The following is a 14,844-nucleotide window of genomic DNA, read 5'->3' as shown; positions in this document are numbered from 1 at the left end:
GTCGCGCGCAGGCCAACCGCTGGCACGCGTGGTCGGTCGCGTCCCAAGCCCCGCACCTATCATTCGTTCAGGTTTTCGTGCCACCTGAACGCCCAACTTCAGTCCACGCTATGCACACCATTGCCTTTCTATTCAAGCGACGCCCCGGCATGTCCCTGGCCGACTTTCACCACCACTACGAAAAGATCCATGGTCCGATCGCCCGGACTCTGCCGGGCCTCATCGAGTACCGTCAATATCCGATTCGCAGCGCTGGCCGGGGAGACGTGCACTTCAAGGACGCCTCCGGATTTGATGCATTGTCGATCTATGTCTTCGAAAACGCTGAAGCGGCCGACGCTGCATGGCAATCGCCAGAAAACGAGCCGGTGCAGGAAGACACCCTCCAGTTTATCGACCTCGACACCATGATCACGCTGCCGGTGACATTACGGACGGTGCTCGCGATGCGGGAGCTTGCGCGATGACTAAGCCTTGCGAGATCCCGGTCATGCCCGGCTGTGGGGTGCATCACGCAAAGATGTCTCCCAACTCCTAGCCAGTGCGTATCGGAAACACTATCGAGACATCGGGGCAGGGAGGGCTGGTTGCCCGGGACGCGGTTGACGCCCATGGATGATCGCGCCTGACAGGCACATTGAGACGGCGTGGCTAAGGGTTTTTATCGACCACGGCGGACAGTGCGAGTGTGGTTTGACTGATCTGGTAGGACTAACAGCAGGAAGGAAACGCGAAGTGAGTCAAGTCGTTGAGAAAATCAGGTTGCGCGTTGCCGAGAAGACAACGCTCACACCGCACGTTGTCGGCGTCCGCCTGGTTTCGGAGGCCGGGGAGCTGCCGCCGGCGGAACCGGGTGCGCACGTCGAGGTAACACTGCGGAATGGAATCTCTCGCCAATATTCGGTTGTACCGTCCCCAACTCGAGGTGATTGGTGCGTGGCCGTGCTACGAGAGGCCGATGGCAGGGGCGGCTCTGCCTATATTCACGACAAGCTTGCCGTGGGGGATGTTGTCGAAGCCACCAAACCTCGAAGCCTTTTTCCCCTCGAAGAAGCTCTGGAGTATCTCTTTCTCGCCGGCGGCATAGGGATAACTCCCTTTTTGTCGATGATCGAGGAAGCTGAGCGACGCGAGCGCCCTTGGAATCTCGTCTACACCGGGAAGTCGGCGGAGACCATGGCCTACGCGTCGGCCCTTCAGAGCCGTTACGGAGAGAGGGTCTCGATACACGAGACCCTGGGAGGAACGCGCATCGATTGTGCGAGTGTGATCTCTGCACATCCGCGAGCTGAGGTGTACTGCTGCGGACCATCGTCGTTCATCGATGGTGTGAAGACCGCTACCGAGGCAGCGAAGCGAGAGGTGCACGTCGAACACTTTCATGGAGAGGCGCACCCCCACGAGGGCGAGCAGGCTTTCGAGCTTGAACTCGTCGACACCGGGATCACCTTGATGGTTCCTGCAGATAGAACGGCCTTGGATGTCGTGGACGACGCGGGAGTGTTTGTGCCGTCGTCGTGCCGGGAGGGTACCTGCGGGACCTGTGAGACACCAGTATTGTCCGGCGAGATCGACCATCGCGACGTCGTCTTGAGCGCCAAGGAGAAGGCACAAAATTCGTGCATGATGCTTTGCGTTTCTCGAGCGGCAGCCGGAACATCTCGTGTTCGGATCAAGCTTTAATACCAAATACGGAGGAGTACAGAAACATGAACGGCGAAATGACGTGGCCCTCGACCGCCGATGAGTTCTACCGTCAATTTGATCAATACAACATTCCACACGGACCCGATGGCACGCCTTTCGAGTATCTGGATGCTTTCCGCGACGCAATCGCCGCGGAAGATCGATGGGTAAGCTGGTGTGAGAGTTACGGTGGCTATTGGCTGGTTGCCGGATGGGAAGAGGGTAGAGCAGTCTTCCGTGACACTCGAACTTTCGAGAACGGTGAAGCGCCAATTATCCCGACATGGGTCATGCCATCGGGGCGCCCTCAAATGCTGACTGGTTACGACGGTGCGAAGCACATGAAGTACCGGAAGCTGGTGCATGAGGCTTTCACTGCTCCGGCTGTCGCGAAAATGTACGACGAGCTGGTATCCGACGCGCGGACCCTGATTTCTCGGTTTGCGCGCGATGAGCGTGCGGACCTCGTCAAAGATCTTGCCACGGGCTTCGCTCATAAGATGGTTGCTCGCCTGACTGGTCTGCCGTTAAATGAAGCAGAGAAGTTCGGGCCGTGGGTCTATGCCATGTCGCACAGCAGTGCGCTCAGAAAAGATCTTTCGGCTGATCTCGAAGAGATGAATGCCAGATTCGAACGGCTGCATGCGGAACTTCGTCAGAACCCCAACGACAGCATCATGTCGCAGTTGATCAATTCTGGCGAGGTCGATGGGACACCCCTGACCTATGAGGACCTCCTCGACTGGTTCTCTGTATTCATGCTGGGATCCATCGAGAATACGTCTTTCATTATCGCGGACAGCGGTTGGCTGTTGGCTCAACGTCCCGATCTTCGCAAGAGACTTCTCGACGATCCTGACCTGTACGATCCATTCATTGACGAATGCATGCGTTACTTCAGTACAGCATCTGGCGCCGCGCGAACGGCTACTGTCGATACTGAAATCGGAGGCGTTAAGATCAAGGCCGGCGATAGGGTGTTCCCGTATTTGCCCCTCATCAACCGAGACCCTAGGGAGTTTGTCCATCCCGAAGTCTTCGACCCGACACGGACGCCCAACAGGCATCTCACGCTTAGTTTCGGTCCGCACCGTTGCCTGGGTGCAAACCTCATTCGCGTCGAACTGCAGGCGGTCGTGAAGACTCTCCTCGAAGAATTGCCTGATTTCAAGCTTGATCCGGGTGCGCCGTCTGTGTGGAGTCGCAGCCACGTGGCGGGAATGAGCTCGGTCCCGATCTTGATTGGGGGGTAGCTGTGACGCGGTTGAAATCTCTTTGGAACCTAGGCGATCAGCAGGGTTTGCGCAGGGTAGGCGCCAGTGTCGAACTCAGCGTGCTGTTCGGTCGAGTTCCGCTTCAATCAGGGGGATCAGTTGATTGACGATTCAGTTTCTGCCGCGTACAAGCAAAAGAAAACGCGCCTTCGCTGTCCCTGCGGAGAGTTCCTCCAGGCGGACACCCCCGAAGCACTTGTGTCTCTGGCTCGGGTGCACCTTGAAGAGGTGCACCCGGATTTTGCTGACAAGTATTCGGATGCCGATATTCTTTGGCTCGCTTACTAAACGATCCGTAGTCTCCCGGCGGCGACGCAGCGATCCTGCATCCATGCGATCGCGAGGTTCAGCGATTATTTTGAGCGACCGCCGGATAAGCTTACGCTCGACGACGTTCGGGCCGATCAGGTTCGATGCGGATCGAGAACGACAAGCGCGGCTAGCAGTGCAATGTCATGCTGTCGTCTGCGCTGTTCGGCAGTCTGCGCAGCTGTTGGCGGCTGGCGCGCCCGTCGCACCATCTATTCCCGGCCGAACACCCCATCAAGCCCAATTAGGCGACCGTGCAGGACGCGGCTTGCCGGTTTAACCGCCGGCGCGGTGGCTGGGATCGACAAGCGCGTCAGCGTGCATGTGCTGCAACTTTGGAGAGCGGAGCCGACATCCGCATCATCCAGGTTTGGTTGGGCCGCGAGAACCGTTCGGCGACGGCGCGTTACACCCGCGTCTCGACCGGCCTCGTCGTCGCGATGGCGAAGCCCCTTGGATCAGCTGGCACGGAAGCTGACGCCGTCGGAATAGGCCGTGCAGCCGGCGCTGGCGTCCGAGGTCGCGGACGTCATCCGCCGCCATGGCGAGACGCACGCGAAATAGCACGCTGGCCATCTCGCGCGCGTCGGCGAGGCGTGGAAGCGCCGTCAGGTTCCTCTCCACGTTACGACGACGGAGGGGTTGCACAAGTACCCGTTGCGACTGCTATCGAGAGGCCGTCGGCCACGGTTTGCAAGTGCCGTCCACGTTGTCCTTTGCCGTGACGGATGGCGACGGCACGTATCGGATCTTGTCGAGTTTCTTGCCGCCAAGCATTTCGGCCGCACTATCGACGGAGTAACGGGCCACGTCCATCGGCGACTGAAGGATGGTGCCGTAGAGCTTGCCCGACTTGAGCAGCCCCACGCCGATCGGCTCACATCCCAAGCCGACGATTGATAACCTGGACGGATCGAGGCCGGCTCGCTCGGCGGCGACGACTGCGCCGGCGGCCATCGCGTCTTCCTGCGCGAAGACCCCCTTGATGTCCTTCCCGAATTTGGTGAAGAGGCCCGCAGCTGCCGTGGCCGCCGTCCCTTGATCCCAGTTGCCCGGCTGCGAGCCGACGATCTTGATGCCGGGGGCAAGCTTGGCCAGTTCTTCGCGGAAGCCCTTGTCGCGCGCGATCACCTGCGCTTGCCCGACATATCCCGTGAGTTCGATGATGGAGCCGGAACTACCGAGGCCTTTCGCCTTGAATCCCTCGACCATCAGGCGGGCGGCAGCGCGGCCTTCCTCCTCGTTATTTCCGCCGGTGTACTGGAGCCACAAGGTGTCATACTTTTGGTCGGGCAAGACTTCGGTCAGCAGCAAAGGGATGCCCGCCGATTTGATCTTGTGCATGGACGGCAGGAGTGCCGTCCCGTCGATGGCCCAGAGAAGGATTGCGGCGGGCTTCTGCGCGATTGCCTGATCCACTTGGGCGGCTTGTGTGGCCGGGTCGAACTTGTTGGTGACCAGCTTCAGGTCGATGCCTTTCTGCTTGGCATATTCCATCGCTGTTGTGTTGTAGGCCGCGCAGTATCCGCAGACATCGTCTGCAGCGAGCAGGATGACTTTCGGATTTGCGGCCGCGGCGTGGGAGAGACCCGTCATCGAGACGGCCGCGACGGCGATCGCGGTGATCCGGCGTGCGAACGGAGCGCAAAGTTTCTGGATGGACATGACAGTGGGCTTGTGAGTTAGAAGGAGTGGGGTGCCAGGCATTACGGCATACTGGTTCACCGATCTCGGGCTCGGATTGCGATGACGCCTCGGATGAAGAGAAATGTACGTATGCGAAGTTCAAGGCACTCGATTAGGAATGCCATGTGTTGGACCAGGATCGCCAGTTTTTTCAGAGTTGATTGATTGGCTGTGTGCGGCGAGAGAGAAAACGTGCCTTGCCGGGCGACGCGGAATAACCCAAAGTTGCTGTTACGGGGCGGCGTTGTTCCCGACGGTAGCCCCGGGTTTCGAGGCGTAGTGCCCACGTTTGTGCAGAAAGGCCCGCCGAACGTGCGGAAGAGTTGCCCACTTCGTTGGAATGCTGCCGTACGAGTTTGTGCGTGTCGTGAGCCATATAGGCTCAGTTTTTGCGTGTGCTGTGCGCTTTTCCTTTTGGTATCGCTATGACTACAAGTTTCTCTACCTCTGAAATCGCGCCACAGGAGCGCCTCGAGTTCTGGCGGGACGTTGTATGTCGCACGTATGTGTCGGTGACTTGTGATCCGCTTGAGTGTGAGCTCGACGGTCAAGTCACGTTGTATCCGTTCGGCTTCACGCAATTGACTGATATTTCATCGTCGGCTGCGTCCTATAAGCGGACCGTGGAGATCATTCGCCAGTCTCCGAGCGAGGATTTGCAGTTCTGCCTCATCCTGGATGGCAGTCTTTCGATTGAACAGGCCGGCCAGCAGGCGGTGCTGGGGGCGGGAGATATCGGGCTTTACGACGCCGCCCAGCCGTTTTCACTGCATCTCGGGGAGCGATATCGCGCGCTGAACCTGAAGGTTCCCAGACCGGTTCTGCTGGCCCGCGTCGCCGACGTCGACAAGCTGATGGCGCGGCGGTTTCCGGGCGAGTCCAAGCTGGGAGCGCTCGTCAATTCCTTGCTTCGTGAGTCGGTCAGAGTCGGCGACTTCGCCGACGAGCAGCTAGCTGCTCGCTTGTGTGGCTCGGTCGTTGACATCTTGTCTGCAGCGATCGAGAACGAACTGCTGGGGTGCCGGGAAAACAACTCCCGACAGGGTGCACAACTCGACCGCATCAAGTGCTACATGCTTGAGCGACTCGGCGATACTGATCTCGATATCGCTACTATCGCCTCGGAATGCCATATGGCGCCACGTACCGTACATCGGCTATTTGCGATGGAAGGTACGACGGCTATCCGCTGGCTTTGGCAGCGGCGTTTGGCGGCGAGTTACCGTGCGCTAGCGGAAGGTCATGTCAGGCAGGTATCCGAAGCGGCCATCAATTTTGGTTTCAGCGATTTTTCACATTTCACACGTGCGTTCAAGAAGGCGTTCGGCATTGTGCCGCACAGCCTATTGTGCAAAACGCATTGATCGCCGTTCCTGCGGCGTCGCGTTTCTTCGTGGATCGTGGCGACGAATGTCCGTCATTCCGTTGAAGTGGGCAAATTTGGCCGGGTGAGCGATGGCCGACCATCCGTCAGATGATCAGAGGTCGGAGGCGCATGGGGCTGACGTAAAAAGCCGAAGGTGACCAGGCGGCCGCCTTCGGCGCAAATTCGACCGCCCAGGCGTTTCAGCTCAGACAGCCAGGCACAAGTACTTGATCACGACGTAGTCATCGATTCCATAGTGCGAGCCTTCGCGACCGATGCCTGACTGCTTCACGCCGCCGAACGGCGCGACCTCGTTCGAAATCAGTCCGGTGTTCACGCCGACCATGCCGTACTCGAGCGCCTCGGCGACGCGCCAGACGCGCGCGATGTCGCGGCTGTAGAAATAAGCGGCGAGACCGAACTCGGTGTCGTTCGCGTAGCGGATCACTTCGTCGTCCGAGCTGAACTTAAACAGCGGCGCGAGCGGGCCGAACGTCTCTTCCTTCGACACCTTCATGTCCGTCGTGACGCCTGTCATCACTGTCGGCTCGAAGAAGCTGTGGCCGAGCGCGTGACGCTTACCGCCGGTCGTCACGCGTGCACCCTTTGCGAGCGCGTCCTCGATGTGCTCCTCGATCTTCAGCACAGCCGCTTCGTTGATCAGCGGGCCTTGCGCGACGCCCGGCTCGATGCCGCGCCCGACCTTCAGCTCGCCGACCGCAGCGGTAAGCTTCTGCGCGAACGCGTCGTATACGCGCTCGTGCACGTAGAAGCGGTTCGTGCACACGCAGGTCTGCCCGCTGTTCCGGTACTTCGACGCGATTGCACCCTCCACCGCGGCGTCGAGATCAGCGTCGTCAAACACGATGAACGGCGCGTTGCCGCCGAGCTCCATCGATACCTTCTTGATCGTCGTCGCGCATTGCGCCATCAGCACGCGGCCGACCTCGGTCGAACCGGTGAACGTCAGCTTGCGCACGATCGGGTTCGACGTCAGCTCGGCGCCGATCACGCGCGACTTGCCGGTCACGACGCTCAGCACGCCGGCTGGCACGCCCGCGCGCTCGGCCAGCACGGCCATTGCGAGCGCCGACAACGGCGTCGCCTCGGCCGGCTTCACGACGATCGGGCAGCCGGCCGCGAGTGCAGGGCCGACCTTGCGGGTGATCATCGCCGCCGGGAAATTCCACGGCGTGATCGCCGCGCACACGCCGATCGGCTCCTTCGTCACGACAATGCGCTTGTCGACCGCCGGAGTCGGGATCGTGTCGCCGTACACGCGCTTGCCTTCCTCGGCGAACCACTCGAGGAACGACGCGGCGTACACGATTTCGCCCTTCGCCTCCGCGAGCGACTTGCCTTGCTCGGTCGTCAGGATCAGCGCGAGATCGTCCGCGTTCTCGACCATCAGGTCGTGCCATTTACGCAGGATCGCGGAGCGCTCCTTCGCAGTGCGCTTCCGCCAGGCCGGCCATGCGGCGTTCGCCGCGTCGATTGCACGACGCGTCTCGCTTTGGCCCATGAGTGCAACGGCGCCAATCAGCTCGCCGGTTGCGGGATTCACGACATCGAACGTTTTATCATCGTCCGCCGATTGCCACTGGCCGGCGATGTAAGCCTTCGTCTGCAGGAGGCTTGCGTCTTTCAGGTTCATCGTAGGTTTGCTCCAGAGTGTTCAGTAGACGCCAGCGGAGGATGTGCCACGGTCCGACGTTTGAATATTCTTCTGCTTGAAACGCTGCGAGAGCGAGGAAGCAGCTTGAACGAGGAGGGTGGTGTCGACGCCGACAGCGACGAACTGCGCACCGGCGTCGAGATACATCTCTGCCACCTGCTGGTTCGCCATCAGCACGCCGGCCGCCTTGCCAGCTGCACGGACGGTGTTGATTCCGTCGAGGATGGTTTGTTGCACGTCGGGATGATTCGGCTGGCCGCGAAGACCCATCGACGCCGAAAGATCTGCTGGACCGAAAAATACGCCGTCCACACCGTCGACCTCAACGATGGTCCGCAAATTCCTGATAGCGAGTGTCGTCTCCGCTTGCACGAGTAAACACATTTCGTCGTTTGCGCGATTAACGTAGTCCTCGATCTGATTCCAACGTGAAGCGCGCGCCAGCGCCGCACCCATTCCGCGGATGCCTTCTGGGGCGTATCGCATGGCGCGCACGATCTGTTCGGCTTGCTCGGCCGTATCGACCATTGGTACCAGAAGCGTTTGCGCGCCGACGTCGAGGTACTGCTTGATCAAGGACGTTTCACCGTTTACAGGGCGGACAACGGGGTGTACGGGATAGGGTGCCACGGCGCGTAGCTGTTCCAGGACTGTACGCACATCATTCGGCGCATGCTCGCCGTCGAATAGAAGCCAGTCAAATCCGCAAGTCGCCAGAAGTTCGGCGGAATTTGCGTCCGCCAGGCCGACCCACAACCCAATTCGGGTTTGTCCGGCGCGAAGTGCATCGCGAAAGGTATTGCCGAAATCTTTCATCTCGCGTCTCACACAAATTTGAAGCCAATCGCCCCAAGCGGACCGTAATCGACGTGGAAGGTATCCCCGGCGCGAGCCGCAATCGGGCTGGTGAACGAGCCACTGAGGATCACGTCGTTTGCATTGAGGCCTTCATCATAGGGCGCGATCTTGTTCGCGAGCCACGCGACGCCTGTCGCGGGATGATTCAGGACGGCGGCGGCGAGCCCGCTCTCTTCAATCGCGCCGTTCTTGTATAGCAGCGCACCGACCCAGCGCAAATCGACGTCCATCGGACGCACGGGGCGTCCGCCCATTACGATTCCCGCATTCGCGGCAAAGTCGGAAATCGTGTCGAACACCTTTCGCGGCGCTTTGGTCTCGCGGTCGAACTGCTCGATTCGTGCGTCGATGATCTCCACAGCGGGCGTCACGTAAGCGGTGGCATCCAGCACATCGAATAGCGTGATGCCGGGGCCTTTCAGGGGCTTGGAAAGAATGAACGCCAGTTCCACTTCGACGCGCGGCGCAATGAAGCGGTCGGCGCGAATGTCCTGACCGTTTTCGATAAACATACTGTCGAGCAGCGGTGCGTAATCAGGTTCGTCGATTTGTGACGAACGCTGCATCGCGCGCGAAGTCAGGCCAATCTTGCGGCCTTTGATCACGCGGCCTTCGGCCAGCTTGATCTTGACCCATTCGCGCTGGATCGCATAACCATCCTCGATGGTCATCTCGGGATACGCGGCTGAAAAATGGCGCAACTGCGTTCGTGTTTTTTCGGCCTGGTCGAGCTTCGCGGCAAGCTCGCGAATCGTCGTTTGGTCTAGCATGGTGAAGTCTCCCTGGTGCTGCTCAGCTTTTCAGGCGCACGTGCAGATTGTTGTGCTTCCAGGTGCCCGCTTCGCTGAACTCGTTGATTTCGAGCGAGAGCGCGAGCCCCTGTTTTTCGAAGGTCTGGGCGAAGTGAAGTTTGATCACTTCGAAAAGCGCGTCGCCCGTCGCTTTCTTCGCCGTCTCCGAACGGCCAGCGCCGATCTTCAGATTCGCGTGAAGGAATGCGGCTTCGGTTTTGCCATCGGCGATGCAGTACTGCTCGCAGCGCAATGCGCGCACGCGAATTCCGCCAGGTGGATACAGGCGCTGATCGTTCTCTCGTTGCGCATCGAGCGATTGTGCGAGCTTCCTGCAAAGGTCCCCGATCGATTCTTCATTCGCCAGATTGGCGCTGTATTCAAGCGTGAGATGTGGCACGTCGAACTCCTTCCGTCAGGCGGGCAACGGTGTCACGGGCAAAATCGCGTTGATCTGCCCGGTGCCGGAACTGCCGAAATATGGCGTAATCACCTCAGCCTTACCTTCATAACGGTCCCAACCGAGCGCGCCGAGCAGCATCGCTGTGTCGTGCATGCCGCCTTCGCCCCAGCACTTCTCGTTGTAGAGCGGCAGCATGCCGCAGAACGTCTTCCAGTCGCCTTTCTCCCAAAGCGACACGACGTGCCGGTCGGTCTGTTCGAGAAACGGGTCCCACACCTTGTGCATGAACTGTTCGGCAGTACCGTTGTTAGCGAAATGATGACTGAGCGAGCCACTTGCGAGAATCGCAACCGTGCCGTCGTAGTGCTCCTCGATCGCCTTGCGCACCGCGAGACCGAACCTCGCGCTCGTCGACAGGTCATGCCACATACACCAGCCAGCGACGGATACTGTTTTGAAGTGCTGATCCGAATTCATGTACCGCATCGGAACGAGTGTGCCGTATTCCAGGTCGAGCGAAGTCTCGCTGTGCGCCCGGCTTTTCACACCCATTTGATTCGCGACTTCTGCTATCAGGTTGCCCAGCTGCACATTGCCTGGATACGCGTACTCCATATTGTTGATGAAGTGCGGCAACTCATTGCTCGTATAGATCCCCTCGAATTTCGGCGCGCAGTTGATGTGATACTCACTGTTCACCAGCCAGTGCACATCAAACACGACGATCGTGTCGACACCAAGTTCGCGGCAGCGTCTTCCGATTTCATGATGACCCTCGATTGCAGCTTGGCGACACCCTTTGTGTGGTCCGTCCAGTTCCGACAGATACAACGAAGGCACGTGCGTTACTTTTGCGGCCAGTGCTAGTTTGCCCATTGCGATGTCTCCTCTGTGCGCACGCTCAAACGCCCCAACGCGGAATGTGATGCGAGCCGAGCGATACGCACACGTTCTTCGGCTCAAGGAATGCCTCGTAGCTCCACGTACCGCCTTCGCGTCCCACACCCGAGGCTTTTGTGCCGCCAAACGGCTGGCGCAAATCGCGTACGTTCTGGCTGTTCACGAAGCACATGCCTGCTTCGATGGAAGCCGCCACGCGCAGCGCACGGCCCGTGTTCTCGGTCCACACGTAGCTCGAAAGACCGTATGAAATATCATTGGCGAGGCGGATCGCTTCGGCTTCGTCCTCGAACGGAATCAGACACGCAACAGGACCGAAGATCTCTTCCTGTGCGATACGCATTCGGTTGTCTACGTCGACGAATACCGTGGGCTTGACGAAGTTGCCCTTCTTCAAAGCCTCAGGCAACGACGACGGCGCATCCAGCCCGCCGCACGCGAGCGTCGCGCCTTCCTTCGGACCGAGTTCGATGTAGCTGCGCACTTTCGCCAGATGCGCCTGGCTGATCATAGGACCGACGATCGTGCTGTCTGCCATCGGATCGCCGACAGTCAGCCCTTTTGCGCGCTCGACAAAGCGCTCCGCGAACTTCGCGTAGATCGACTTCTGCACGAGAATGCGCGAGCCTGCCGTGCAGCGCTCGCCGTTGTTCGAGAAGATCATGAACACGGCGGCGTCGAGCGCACGCTCGAAGTCGGCATCATCGAAGATCACGAACGGCGACTTGCCGCCCAGTTCCATCGAAAACTTCTTCAGACCAGCCGTCTGCACGATGCGGTTGCCCGTCGCCGTTGAACCCGTGAAGGAAATCGCGCGCACATCCGGATGCGCGACTAGTGGCTCGCCTGCGTCCTTGCCATACCCGTGCACGACGTTCAGCACGCCCGCGGGAATCCCGGCTTCGAGCGCGAGATCTCCCAGCATTGACGCTGTCAGCGGCGAAAGCTCGCTCATCTTCAGAACGGCCGTATTGCCGAACGCCAGGCACGGCGCGACTTTCCACGTCGCCGTCATGAACGGCACATTCCACGGCGAGATCAACGCGCACACGCCGACAGGAGAAAACAGCGTGTAGTTCAGGTGCGAGTCGGTCGGATAGGTGTGGCCGTCGACGCGCGTGCACATCTCCGCGAAGTACGTGAAGTTGTCGGCGGCGCGCGGCACCAGTTGCTTGCGCGTTTGCGAAATGGTCTGCCCTGTATCGCGCGTTTCTGAATCGGAGAGTTCGGGGACGTTCTTCGCGATCAGCTCGCCGAGCTTCCGCACGAGTTTCGCACGCTCGGCGGCGGGCTTCGCGGCCCATGCGGGGAACGCGTCTTTCGCGGCGAGCACGGCAGCGTCGACGTCCGACGCCGTGCCGCTCGCGACTTCAGCCAGCACTTCTTGCGTGGCGGGATTGACGGTTTCGAAATACTCGCGCGAAGCCGTATTTTTGCCGTTGATCAGATGTTCGATTCGCATTGGCATGTCCTTGTGAGTCAGTCGCGGTTGAAATCCGCGTCGGATGCAATTACGTTGGCGAGACGGCCAAGACCGTCAATCTCGCAGATGACTTCGTCGCCGACATCCACATTGACGATGCCATCGGGCGTGCCCGTCAGGATGATGTCGCCCGGCGCAAGCGTCATGAAGCTGCTGAGATATTCGATCAGCGCGGGAATGTCGGTAACGAGGTCACGGGTCCTGCCTTGCTGATGCAGCTTGCCGTTTACGTAGGTGCGCAATTCGAGCTGCGCTACGTTGGCAATATCCGCTGCGTCGACAAACCAGGGGCCGAGCACCGTACCCCCATCGCGGTTCTTTACGCGCAGGTTAGGGCGGTAGTAGTTCTCCAGATAGTCGCGGATGGCGTAGTCGTTCGCGATCGTGTACCCGGCTACATACTGCATCGCGTCCTCGCGCTTCACTTCTTTCGCGGGGCGGCCAATCACAACGGCAAGCTCGCACTCGTAGTGCATGAACGTGACATCGGCAGGACGGCGCGTTACACCGCGATGGCCAATTACGCCGCCGGGCCCCTTGAGAAACACGAGCGGCTCGTCCTGCTTCGAGAATTGCAACTCTTTTGCATGCTCGGCGTAGTTCAGGCCGAGCGCGAAGATCGTGCCGAATTCGATAGGCGCGAGCCACACGACGTCTTCTTCGCGACAAATTCGGCCATCGGCCAACCGCACGCCGCGTTCGTGCGGATACGCCTCGTGAATGGCGCCAGCGTATGCAACACGGCCTCGCATCATCGCGCGCCTCCTTGGGTGGTCATCGAAAAATCAAGCGGCGCCCAGTCGCCGATTGTGACGCGCACCTTGTCACCAGGAAGCGCTACGGGCGCACCGTGCGGCACGCCGAGTGTCAGGACGTCGCCTGGCGCGAGTGTCATGAAATCGGTGACATCGGCGATCAGCCGCGCGACGTTTCGAATCGACGTCGCGGTGTTTGCATGAAGCGTGTGCTTTCCTTCGATGCTGATTTCGATGTTCAACGCATCAGCATCGGCAACATGCCGACGCGCGACGATGGCGGGGCCGATCACGCAAAAACCATCGCGTGCGCGAAAGCGGACCGACGGCCGATAGACGCTTTCGTGTGGCACGCAGAGATCCGCGACGACGGTGTAACCCGCGACGAAGTCCAGTGCCTCGTCGACGTTCACGCGGCACGCCGTGCGTCCGATGACGATGCCCAGTGAACCGCCTATCTGTACGCCTTCGACGCCGTCTGGCACAACGATTTCTGTGCCATGCCCTGCGAGTGTGTTGCGCGGCTTGACGTACAGCACAGGGGCTTGTGGCGGCGCCTTGTACGGGGGCGCGTTCACCGCGCCGCCCAACGCATCGAGCGCGGCACGGTCGTTCAACAGTGTGCCGTAGACCGTACCGTCGACGGGGGTTCGGCAGGTTTTAACTTGCGCCAGCAGTTCACGGACGCGCCGCACATCCATATCGCGAGGCATGGGCTCCTCTTCGAGATGGATCAGATGGTCATTTACGACGAACATGGGCCTTGGTCGAAAAACACTAAGATGTTAGTGATTGTGCTCCTGTTACGATGGACGGTCAACGGGATTTTGTGGCGGGGTTTCCCCCATGACCGAGCACGAACGATCAATACACCATGCGAAATACGTCTGCTGATCAACTTTTGCACCGCAACCTTCCGATGCTGCTGTTGCGGGCCAGAGAAAAGATGATGGAACGCTTCCGTCCTTTGATAAGTGCATATGGACTGACCGAGCAGCAGTGGCGCGTAATCCGCGCGCTCGACGAGTGCGGGCCGTTGGAGCCACGGCAGATTTCCGACTTATGCACGATCTCGAGTCCCAGTATGGCGGGCGTTCTTGCGCGGATGGAGGCGCAAGACCTTGTTGTGAAAGAACGGTTTGCGGATGATCAGCGCCGCATTCTGGTTTCACTGACGGAGAAAAGCACGCAGTTGGTACTGACATTGTCAGCGGATCTTGAGGCCGAGTATCGGGTGCTGGAGCGTGACGTCGGTGCGCCCGTCGTCGACCGGTTGTATAAGGCTATCGACGAGTTGCTCGTCGGCCTGGATCGAGAGTGAGAATTCTCTTTACGCCTGTTCTTGCGCAGTCGGTCGGCGAGTTGGGGCGCCAGTCGGGTGTGTGAAGTCTCCTTGATGAGTACGGGTACTGATCGTCGATCATTCTTCGCCCTGCTAGTGGCAATTATGAACAGCAGGGCTACGCCATCACATTACGTATTGCTAGTCGCCGTCATCCTCACCAAGAGTTTGGGACTGAGGTGAGGGTTGCCGTATGCACGCCACATGCTGATCTGCCCACGGTACTCAGATTACGTTAACTGACTCCCCACCAGAACTGTCACGGTTGGCGCGCCCGGTCGATCGGATGGCACGCGAGACACTGTCAATTGAAATC

At 59.6% G+C, this 14,844-nt stretch carries 14 protein-coding genes; 5 read left to right on the top strand and 9 right to left on the bottom strand.

Translation table 11 applies throughout. The features are described 5' to 3' along the window. Positions 1-149 precede the first annotated feature (149 nt). From QEN71_RS12085 to QEN71_RS12075, 3 genes are all read left to right on the top strand, one after another. A complete protein-coding gene (locus tag QEN71_RS12085) occupies positions 150-467 on the top strand; it encodes an EthD family reductase (protein ID WP_201658372.1) in 318 nt (105 codons plus the stop codon). Between the two features lie 268 nt (positions 468-735). Continuing rightward, positions 736-1,683, top strand: coding sequence for a PDR/VanB family oxidoreductase (locus QEN71_RS12080; protein WP_201658369.1), 948 nt, complete (start codon positions 736-738; stop codon positions 1,681-1,683). Between the two features lie 26 nt (positions 1,684-1,709). Beyond that, entirely contained in the window at positions 1,710-2,939 is a 1,230-nt protein-coding gene (locus QEN71_RS12075; RefSeq protein ID WP_201658366.1) for a cytochrome P450, read from the top strand. 996 nt (positions 2,940-3,935) lie between these two features. Here the strand turns inward: QEN71_RS12075 and QEN71_RS12070 are convergent. Then, on the bottom strand, positions 3,936-4,934 hold the full coding sequence (locus QEN71_RS12070) for a sugar ABC transporter substrate-binding protein (protein WP_201658363.1): 999 nt from the start codon (positions 4,932-4,934) through the stop codon (positions 3,936-3,938). A 446-nt stretch (positions 4,935-5,380) separates the two neighbouring features. On the opposite strand from QEN71_RS12070, the gene QEN71_RS12065 reads away from it, so the two are divergent. Beyond that, a complete protein-coding gene (locus QEN71_RS12065) occupies positions 5,381-6,319 on the top strand; it encodes an AraC-like ligand-binding domain-containing protein (RefSeq protein ID WP_201658360.1) in 939 nt (312 codons plus the stop codon). Between the two features lie 207 nt (positions 6,320-6,526). Here the strand turns inward: QEN71_RS12065 and QEN71_RS12060 are convergent, their stop codons facing one another. The 8 genes from QEN71_RS12060 to QEN71_RS12025 are packed head-to-tail and all read right to left on the bottom strand — an operon-like array spanning position 6,527 to position 13,944. Further along, a complete protein-coding gene (locus tag QEN71_RS12060; protein ID WP_201658357.1) occupies positions 6,527-7,975 on the bottom strand; it encodes an NAD-dependent succinate-semialdehyde dehydrogenase in 1,449 nt (482 codons plus the stop codon). 21 nt (positions 7,976-7,996) lie between these two features. Beyond that, positions 7,997-8,812, bottom strand: a complete 816-nt coding sequence (gene hpaI / locus QEN71_RS12055; protein WP_201658354.1) for a 4-hydroxy-2-oxoheptanedioate aldolase — start codon at positions 8,810-8,812, stop codon at positions 7,997-7,999. An 8-nt stretch (positions 8,813-8,820) separates the two neighbouring features. Next, on the bottom strand, positions 8,821-9,624 hold the full coding sequence (gene hpaH, locus QEN71_RS12050) for a 2-oxo-hept-4-ene-1,7-dioate hydratase (RefSeq protein WP_201658351.1): 804 nt from the start codon (positions 9,622-9,624) through the stop codon (positions 8,821-8,823). 22 nt (positions 9,625-9,646) lie between these two features. Then, positions 9,647-10,045, bottom strand: a complete 399-nt coding sequence (locus QEN71_RS12045; RefSeq protein ID WP_201658348.1) for a 5-carboxymethyl-2-hydroxymuconate Delta-isomerase — start codon at positions 10,043-10,045, stop codon at positions 9,647-9,649. Positions 10,046-10,060: 15 nt separating this feature from the next. Continuing rightward, positions 10,061-10,924, bottom strand: coding sequence for a 3,4-dihydroxyphenylacetate 2,3-dioxygenase (hpaD, locus tag QEN71_RS12040; protein ID WP_201658345.1), 864 nt, complete (start codon positions 10,922-10,924; stop codon positions 10,061-10,063). A 25-nt stretch (positions 10,925-10,949) separates the two neighbouring features. Continuing rightward, complete coding sequence (gene hpaE / locus QEN71_RS12035; protein WP_201658342.1) at positions 10,950-12,410, bottom strand: 5-carboxymethyl-2-hydroxymuconate semialdehyde dehydrogenase; 1,461 nt, start codon at positions 12,408-12,410, stop codon at positions 10,950-10,952. Between the two features lie 17 nt (positions 12,411-12,427). Then, entirely contained in the window at positions 12,428-13,186 is a 759-nt protein-coding gene (locus QEN71_RS12030; protein WP_201658339.1) for a fumarylacetoacetate hydrolase family protein, read from the bottom strand. Further along, positions 13,183-13,944, bottom strand: a complete 762-nt coding sequence (locus QEN71_RS12025) for a fumarylacetoacetate hydrolase family protein (protein ID WP_201658336.1) — start codon at positions 13,942-13,944, stop codon at positions 13,183-13,185. The genes QEN71_RS12030 and QEN71_RS12025 overlap by 4 nt, the downstream gene beginning before the upstream one ends. Before the next feature lie 161 nt (positions 13,945-14,105). Here QEN71_RS12025 and hpaR point away from each other — a divergent pair, with 161 nt between their 5' ends. Continuing rightward, positions 14,106-14,507, top strand: a complete 402-nt coding sequence (hpaR, locus tag QEN71_RS12020) for a homoprotocatechuate degradation operon regulator HpaR (protein WP_201658445.1) — start codon at positions 14,106-14,108, stop codon at positions 14,505-14,507. Positions 14,508-14,844 lie beyond the last annotated feature (337 nt).

It is taken from the genome of Paraburkholderia sabiae, assembly GCF_030412785.1.
Taxonomy (GTDB): Bacteria; Pseudomonadota; Gammaproteobacteria; order Burkholderiales; family Burkholderiaceae; genus Paraburkholderia; species Paraburkholderia sabiae.
Note: the sequence above shows the minus strand (reverse complement) of the source record. Positions and strands in the feature narration are given on the sequence as shown.

Coding starts and splice junctions, on each gene's coding strand:
- QEN71_RS12085 (WP_201658372.1), top strand. CDS start 150: ATGTCCCTGGCCGACTTTCACCACCACTACGAAAAGATCCATGGTCCG.
- QEN71_RS12075 (WP_201658366.1), top strand. CDS start 1,710: ATGAACGGCGAAATGACGTGGCCCTCGACCGCCGATGAGTTCTACCGT.
- QEN71_RS12070 (WP_201658363.1), bottom strand. CDS start 4,934: ATGTCCATCCAGAAACTTTGCGCTCCGTTCGCACGCCGGATCACCGCG.
- QEN71_RS12065 (WP_201658360.1), top strand. CDS start 5,381: ATGACTACAAGTTTCTCTACCTCTGAAATCGCGCCACAGGAGCGCCTC.
- QEN71_RS12060 (WP_201658357.1), bottom strand. CDS start 7,975: ATGAACCTGAAAGACGCAAGCCTCCTGCAGACGAAGGCTTACATCGCC.
- hpaI (WP_201658354.1), bottom strand. CDS start 8,812: ATGAAAGATTTCGGCAATACCTTTCGCGATGCACTTCGCGCCGGACAA.
- hpaH (WP_201658351.1), bottom strand. CDS start 9,624: ATGCTAGACCAAACGACGATTCGCGAGCTTGCCGCGAAGCTCGACCAG.
- hpaD (WP_201658345.1), bottom strand. CDS start 10,924: ATGGGCAAACTAGCACTGGCCGCAAAAGTAACGCACGTGCCTTCGTTG.
- hpaE (WP_201658342.1), bottom strand. CDS start 12,410: ATGCGAATCGAACATCTGATCAACGGCAAAAATACGGCTTCGCGCGAG.
- QEN71_RS12030 (WP_201658339.1), bottom strand. CDS start 13,186: ATGATGCGAGGCCGTGTTGCATACGCTGGCGCCATTCACGAGGCGTAT.
- QEN71_RS12025 (WP_201658336.1), bottom strand. CDS start 13,944: ATGTTCGTCGTAAATGACCATCTGATCCATCTCGAAGAGGAGCCCATG.
- hpaR (WP_201658445.1), top strand. CDS start 14,106: ATGCTGCTGTTGCGGGCCAGAGAAAAGATGATGGAACGCTTCCGTCCT.